Annotated in this window: 5 protein-coding genes; 3 read left to right on the forward strand and 2 right to left on the reverse strand. The window is 74.5% G+C overall.

What is annotated here, in order from left to right; translation table 11 throughout:
• Positions 1-435: response regulator transcription factor (locus DVA66_RS17865; protein ID WP_232822049.1), on the forward strand; the 435-nt coding region annotated here is incomplete at its 5' end.
• 142 nt (positions 436-577) lie between these two features.
• The gene (locus tag DVA66_RS17870) at positions 578-1549 is read left to right on the forward strand and encodes a hypothetical protein (RefSeq protein ID WP_114561257.1); all 972 of its coding nucleotides are present in this window, start codon (positions 578-580) and stop codon (positions 1547-1549) included.
• Here DVA66_RS17870 and DVA66_RS17875 read toward each other — a convergent pair.
• Both DVA66_RS17875 and DVA66_RS17880 read right to left on the reverse strand, forming a co-directional pair.
• Positions 1531-2865, reverse strand: a complete 1335-nt coding sequence (locus DVA66_RS17875; protein ID WP_114561258.1) for a M18 family aminopeptidase — start codon at positions 2863-2865, stop codon at positions 1531-1533. The two genes, DVA66_RS17870 and DVA66_RS17875, sit on opposite strands and share 19 nt — an antisense overlap.
• 68 nt (positions 2866-2933) lie before the next feature.
• A complete protein-coding gene (locus DVA66_RS17880) occupies positions 2934-3671 on the reverse strand; it encodes a YceI family protein (RefSeq protein ID WP_114561259.1) in 738 nt (245 codons plus the stop codon).
• A gap of 177 nt (positions 3672-3848) precedes the next feature.
• Here DVA66_RS17880 and DVA66_RS17885 point away from each other — a divergent pair.
• A partial coding sequence (locus tag DVA66_RS17885; RefSeq protein WP_198671912.1) for a hypothetical protein occupies positions 3849-4040 on the forward strand: 192 nt, incomplete at its 3' end.

The raw sequence follows: 4040 nt of genomic DNA on the forward strand, positions 1-4040 counted from the left end.
GACCGGGCCCGGCGGGCGCTGCTGCTGGTACTGCTGCGGGCGGAGGTGGCGCTGGCCGCCGCGGGTGCGGAGGAGGAGACCGCCCGCGCCCGTGAGCTCGCCCTGGTCGCACGCCAGGGGCTGGGGCTCCTCGGCCCCGCCGCGGCCCCTGCCACGATCCAGGTGACGGTCGCCCCGCCGCCGACGCCGCCACCCGTGCCGGAGGCGGAGCCGGCGCGACCCGCCGAACCGGAGCCGGAGCTGACCGAGCGGGAGCGGGGCATCCTGCAACGACTGGTGACCGGCGCGTCCAACGCGGAGATCGCCCGCGACCTCTACCTCAGCGAGGCCACCGTGAAGGGTTACGTGTCGCGGCTGATGCGACGATTCGAGCGCGACAACCGCACCCAGCTGGCCCTCCTGGCCGCCCGCTGGTTCGACCCGACCGGCGGGTGAGGGTCGACGGAGGCGGCGACTTTCGTCGCGACCGCACCACCAGCGGCGGTCCGAAGGTCGCTGGTTGCCCTGGGAGCGCCCTGCACCGCCCGTGCCCTACCTAGCGTCGACGACGTCTGAGAACCCGTCCCGAGAGGTCGTCGTGCGTCTTCTGCCACCCCTGGTCCTGCTCCTGCTCGCCCCGTTCGTCGGGGAGTACCTGCTCGGCAACATGCCACCCCGCCCGCTGGAGGCGGCGGTGGCCTTCGTCCCGCTCGCGCTGCTCTACGGCGGCGGGGCGCTCCTGGTCCGCGAGGTGGCCCGTCGCCTGGGCCGTGGCTACCCCACGATGCTCGGCCTCGCCGTCGCGTACGGGCTGATCGAGGAGGGCATCGTCATCCAGACCCTGTTCAACCGCGACTTCCTCGGGCTCGGCCTGCTGGAGCACGGGTGGGTGCCGGCCCTGGGCACCAGCATCGTCTGGACGCCCTACGTGGTCGGCATCCACGTGGTGTGGAGCATCCTCGTGCCGATCGTGCTCACCGAGCACCTCTTCCCCGCCCACGCCGCCACCCCCTGGTTGAGGCTGCCCGGCTCGATCGGTGCGGGCCTGGTCTACCTGGCCGGGATGGTGGTGATCGGCCTGGGCACCTACGTCACCTACGGCTTCGTCGCCCCGGCGCCGCAGCTGGTGGCGGTGGTGGTGCTGGCCGTGGCCTGCGTGGTGGCTGCGCTGCTCCTCCCCCGGCCGAAGCAGCGGGACGGCCGCGCTCCCGGGCCTGCACAGGTGCTGGTCGTGGCGCTGCTCTGCGGCAGTGCCCACGTGCTGTCGCAGTACCTGCCCTCCTCGGTCCCGGCGCCGGTGGCCACCCTGGTGATGGCACTGGCCGTGGGGACGGCCGCGCTGGTGCTGCTGCGCGGCGCGCGCCGGCCCGGCTGGACCTCGGTGCACACGCTGTCGGCGGTCGCCGGGGCGTTGCTCACCTACGCCTGGACGGGATTCGTGGTACAGGTCGGCGTGCACGGGACGACGCCGGCCGGTCTGGCGGCGCAGATGGTCTACGTCGCCCTGGCCGGTGCGCTGCTCGCGCTGGCGTGGCGGCAGCTGCCCCCCGCTCAGGCGCCCCGCCAGTAGGCGGCCAGGGCAAGCGACAGGGCGTACACGTCGTCCACCGCGCACATCTCGCGGGCGGAGTGCATCGACAGCAGCGGCGTGCCGACGTCGACCACCCGCAGCCCCAGGCGGGTCGCGGTCAGCGGGCCGATCGTGGACCCGCACGGGATGGTGTTCTTCGACACGAACGGCTGGGTGCGCACCCCGGCGGCGTCGCAGGCCCGCCGCCACAGCGCCGACCCGACGGCGTCGGTGGCGTAGCGCTGGTTGGCGTTGATCTTCAGCAGCGGACCGGCACCGAGCAGCGGTCGGTTCACCGGGTCGTGGTGACCCGGGTAGTTCGGGTGCACGGCGTGCCCGGCGTCGGCGGACAGGCAGCTGGAGCCGGTGATCATCGCGTCCACCTGGTCGGGGTCGGCGCCGAGCGCCCGGGCGGTGCGCCGCAGCACGTCCTCCAGCACCGGGCCGTTGGCGCCGCTGCGGGAGGCCGAGCCGATCTCCTCGTGGTCGAACCCCGCCAGCACGGCGATGTCACCGCCCGCCTCCGGCGGGACGTCGGTGCCGCCGTCGGCGGTGGCGGCCAGCAGTGCGGTCAGCGAGGCGTGCAGACTGCTGAGGTTGTCCAGGCGCGGGCAGGCCAGGAACTGCCCGAAGTCGCCGAAGTAGCCGCCGCGCTCGGTCGGGAAGACGACCAGGTCGTGCCCGGCGACCTCGCGGGGACGCAGCCCGGCCTGCTCGGCCAGCACCTCGAGCACCGAGGTGCCGCCGACCATGTCGAGCAGCGGCGCGGTGTGCTGCTGCTTGTCGAGGGTCAGCTGGTCGTTCGCGCCGCGGTCGAGGTGGATCGCCAGCTGCGGGATGCGCGCCACCGCGCCGGTGCGGACCAGGTGCTGCTCGCCGTCGGTGCTGACCAGCCGGCCGGCCACCCCGAGCTCGCGGTCGAGCCAGGAGTTGAGCAGGGGGCCGCCGTAGACCTCGACCCCGAGCTGGCTGTAGCCGTGCTGGAACAGCTGCGGGTCGGGCTTGAGCTTGAAGCCGGGTGAGTCGGTGTGCGAGCCGACGACGCGGAAGCGGCTGGCCGGCGAGGCGCCCTCGGGCACCCACCAGGCCATCAGCGCGCCGTCGCGGACCAGGTAGTGGCCGCCGGCGGAGGCGTCCCAGGGCAGCGTCTCGTCCTGCTCGACGAAGCCCGCCTCCCGCAGCCGCCGCGCGCCCTCGGCCGCGGCGTGGAAGGAGGACGGGCTGGCGGCGACGAAGTCGACCAGGTCGTCGGCGTGCAGCCGGGCGGGCGGGTCGCCGGCGTCGTCGACGGGGGGCAGCGGGTCGGTGACGGACATGGGCTCCATCCAAGCAAACGGCTCCGACGGCGGGCGTCACCCCCGACGCCCGCCGCCCGACGTGCCGGTCAGCGGGTCAGCTCGACGAGGAACTCGACCTGGCCGGTGTCCTCGACCTCGACGAAGCCGAGGCTCGGGGCCTCCACGCCCCAGTCGGCGAAGGTGACGTCGACCGAGCCCGAGGCGCGCACCGTCGACCCGTCGCGGAGCACCTCGATGTCGGCGGTCACCGGCCGGCTCTGCCCGACGATCTCCAAGGTGCCGGTGGCCTGCACCCGGCTGACCTCCGCGCCGAGCTCGGGCAGCGGCACCGGCTCGGTGAGGGTGAAGGTGGCGGTGGGGAACTCGTCGGCGTTCATCGCCTCGTTGGCGAAGTAGTCGTCACGGTTGCCCGAGTCGGTGCTGATCGAGGCGACGTCGACCTCGACCACCGCCTCCGTCAGCGCACCGTCGGCGACCTCGGCGGTGCCGGTGACCTGGTCGGTGCGCCCGACCACGGTGACGTCCTCTCCGCGCAGCACCTCCTCGACGCGGTAGCCGGCCTGGGAGCCCTGACCGACCCGCCAGGCCCCCTCGAGGTCGGCCGCACCCTCCTCCGGCGCCGTCTCCGTCGGCGTGGGCTCCTCCTCGGTGGTCACCTCGTCGGCGCCGGCGGTCGAGGGCGTCGCCGGGTCCTGCACCGAGAGCGGAGCGGGTGCCTCGGGCTGCAGGCCGGCGTAGATGCGGGGGCCGAACAGCACGGCGCCGAGGGCCACCACGACGACCGGGATGCCGATCAGGAGCAGCAGACGGGTGCGGCGGTTCATGACGTCTCCATCCGGTTGAAAGTTCAAGTACCCGGGGAACGGGTGCCGTCGTCGCCGGGTGCCGAGCCGGGGCGAACGTCTCGGATGCTGGGACCCCGACGTCCGTGACGGAGCCCGAGCGGGCTGCCGCGGAGCGGCACCCCGGAACTGTCGGAGCACCTTGGCAGGATCCTCGGCATGGACACCGCTGCTCTCCCCGCCCTGCTGGCCGGCCTCGTCGTCGGCCTGCTGCTCGGCCTCGCCGCGACCGTGCTGCTGAGCCGGTCCCGGCGCCAGGTCGGGCGGGCCGAGCAGGAGGCCGAGGCGCAGCGGGCCGGTGCGGAGGTGGAGCGCGCGCGGGCCGAGGCCGACCGCGCCCGGGGCGAGGCC

The sequence above is a fragment of the Desertihabitans aurantiacus genome, from assembly GCF_003344635.1.
Classification (GTDB): domain Bacteria; phylum Actinomycetota; class Actinomycetes; order Propionibacteriales; family Propionibacteriaceae; genus Desertihabitans; species Desertihabitans aurantiacus.